Below are 1,936 nucleotides of genomic sequence, written 5' to 3'. Positions count from 1 at the left end.
CTATTCCACGGAAGTCACTTCACTACCGCACACCACTTGAAGTATTCCTAAGTCACGTCACAGATGAACAGCTTTCAACATTTTTCTAATTTAAATTGACATTTCGGGAATGATTAATCTGATGAGATTGTTTCTTCTGGTTAGCCTGGTGAATTGCTTTCCGACGATCGCCATTAATAAAATCACTTTCCTGAGCAAAAATATCGAGCAGTGCAAAAAAGTTGGCTTTTATTGATTTTTTCATCTTTTTCCAATTCATATCATTTTCTCCTCAAAAAGAAAGCCAGATAGGCATCATTGATGATGTTTCCTATCTGGTTTTAACGTTTATAAATTTTTTTAGTCAAGGACGTTCTTGCGTTCGGCAATAGTGTAAAATACCCACGCAACAACTCCAAAGAATACAGGACCAAATGCTGTCCAGAACGCCGTTGAGTATTGTCTTTCCAGGATTGGCTCTACACAAGTAAAGAGAATTCCTACAGCGACTACTAGCCAAACAACAATTGAGACTACCCAGGTCCACTTCATACTCTTATAAAAGACAAACGGCCGGTCTAAGTCCTTCTTCATCTTAAAGAATGGGAAGGCCCCCACTAAAAACAAGTATGGTGCTGAAGACGAAACGTTCATCATGTCAGTAAGGATTGTGTAGAACTGGTTTGCAGCGTTACCACCAAACGAAATAAATAGAATGATGGCACTAACTAAAATCGCCTGACACCACATGGCAAATGATGGCATATTAACATCGTTCATTTTAGTAAGCCGCTTTGGTAATAGCCGTGGATCACACCCTTCAATAAAGGATTTAATTGGTGAATAAACCATGACGAATGCAGCACCTAAACCACCTAACACATCACTAAGGGCGGTAATTTGCGAGAAAATTCGTCCAAGCATTGCTGCTCCAGCGTGACTCATCCCAAACTTAGCACCAACGGTAAGTCCCATGTTATTAATTAACACATATTCAACGTTAGCCAAGTTAACGTGGCTCCGTCCTAATACTTGTTGCCAATTAGCACTGACCCCACACAAGAAAATCGTGAAAATATAAATCAGCGTCATAATAATCATTGCAATAATTAATGCGCGCGGAAATGTCTTTTCAGGTTTACGAACTGAGTCAATGACTCCCGCCATCGTTTCCAGACCACCATATGCAAACAATGCATAAACGATGAATGAAATCACAGCGATTGGTGATACAAAGTCATGATTAGGAGACTTAACCAAACTAATCGCCGTCACTGGTTCTGCCAGCTGACCATGGTTTGCAATCCAAAGAATCAAACTCGCTAAGATAAAAATAACGGAAATTCCTAGCGTAGCAACCCCACAAACAGAAGCAATTTTGGCGATCTTATTGATTCCCCGTGATGCAATCCAGGTCACAATCACCATAAAAATAATTTCCAAAATCCCCAGCGTTTCATTTGCTGGAAGGCCAAATAAACGCCACGTTTGAGTTCGGTCAGCTCCTGAAATCATGGTAGAAACTGAAACCAAAAAATACTGAGTAGATGATACTAACCAAACCACCCATGCGGCCAACCAAATGAAGGTTCCTATAAAAGCAGTCTTTTCACTGACTGAACCCCGTAACCAGGAAAAGATACCACCCTTGGCAGCTTTAAATGAAGCCCCATATTCCGCAAACATCAGTGCTGATGGTAAGAAAAACAGCACTGCAGTGACAATGTACCAGATAATACTGGCATAACCCATTTGATAAAAAGCGGTTAATGAATTACTAAAACCGAAAATAGATGAAAAAATCATCAATACTAACGCACTCAATCCAATTTGAGTGTTCTTGCTATTCATGTCAAAACTACTTTCTTTTGCATATTGTTAATAATTATACACCTTTATGGCGCTAGTGTGTATAATTTATCAAAGATTATTTAAATAGTTCAAGTCCTAACCTTTG

2 protein-coding genes are annotated in these 1,936 nt (G+C 39.4%); both read right to left on the bottom strand.

The genetic code is table 11. The features are described 5' to 3' along the window. Positions 1-85 precede the first annotated feature (85 nt). Positions 86-259 (bottom strand): hypothetical protein, encoded by a 174-nt coding sequence (locus tag H5975_RS07915; RefSeq protein WP_204785583.1) that lies wholly within the window; start codon positions 257-259, stop codon positions 86-88. An 80-nt stretch (positions 260-339) separates the two neighbouring features. Then, positions 340-1,830 carry a glutamate/gamma-aminobutyrate family transporter YjeM gene (gene yjeM / locus H5975_RS07910; RefSeq protein ID WP_204785582.1) on the bottom strand — a complete coding sequence of 497 codons (1,491 nt, stop codon included), beginning with the start codon at positions 1,828-1,830 and terminating at the stop codon, positions 340-342. Positions 1,831-1,936 lie beyond the last annotated feature (106 nt).

Source organism: Limosilactobacillus coleohominis (assembly GCF_016901675.1).
Classification (GTDB): Bacteria; Bacillota; Bacilli; order Lactobacillales; family Lactobacillaceae; genus Limosilactobacillus; species Limosilactobacillus intestinavium.
The sequence above is the reverse complement of the archived record's forward strand: the minus strand, read 5'-3'. Positions and strand labels throughout refer to the sequence as shown.